This is a genomic window from Neisseria sp. P0008.S002, from assembly GCF_051962805.1.
GTDB lineage: Bacteria > Pseudomonadota > Gammaproteobacteria > Burkholderiales > Neisseriaceae > Neisseria > Neisseria perflava.
On record NZ_JBQCUY010000019.1, the window covers coordinates 1 to 620 of the forward strand.

A 620-nucleotide genomic window follows, 5' to 3' on the forward strand; every position below is an offset into this window, starting at 1 on the left:
TGGCTGCCGTGAACGTCAATACGGCCTCTTCTGCCGAACTGGAGGCATTGCCGGGTATCGGCCCGGCTAAGGCGAAATCGATTGTGGAATACCGTCAGAAGAACGGTGCGTTCAAATCGGTGGATGAGCTGAAAAACGTGAAGGGCATCGGTGATGCGGTGCTGAACAAATTGAAGGCGGAGGCGACGGTTTCTCCTACCGCGCCTAAGGCCGCCCAGCCTGCCGTGAAAAAATAAGTCTGACGGACGTTTGTGCCGTATATGCCGCCCCGAGGCCGAACCGCTTGCCGGTTGGGCCTCGGGGCGGCTTTGTATGGGGGCGGGAATGAAGACTTGGACCAATGGGGGCCATTGGGTAAAGGGATAAACGGATAGGGAGCTTCTTGTTGGATAGTGATAGAAAAGATAAAGGGAATAAAGATATGTACTTAAAGGTATTTAACGGAAAACGGAATAGGGCAACCGTGCAGAGGGGGTATTCTTTGATACAGCTGTTGGTGGTGATGCTGTTGGTTTCGATATTGGCGACGGCGGCATTGACTGCCTATCGGGAATCGGTCCGCTCGGCGAACCTGCGTGCGGCGCATGCCGCCCTGCTGGAAAATGCGCGCTTTATGGAGC

2 protein-coding genes are annotated in these 620 nt (G+C 54.8%); both read left to right on the top strand.

Features of this window, described 5'->3' with window-relative positions; all coding sequences use genetic code 11:
• Nucleotides 1–236, top strand: a 236-nt coding sequence (locus ACTHSA_RS10800) for a ComEA family DNA-binding protein (RefSeq protein ID WP_440367402.1), incomplete at its 5' end; no start/stop codon positions are given.
• Between the two features lie 185 nt (nucleotides 237–421).
• The coding region (locus ACTHSA_RS10805; RefSeq protein WP_440378897.1) for a type IV pilin protein at nucleotides 422–620 on the top strand (199 nt) is incomplete at its 3' end.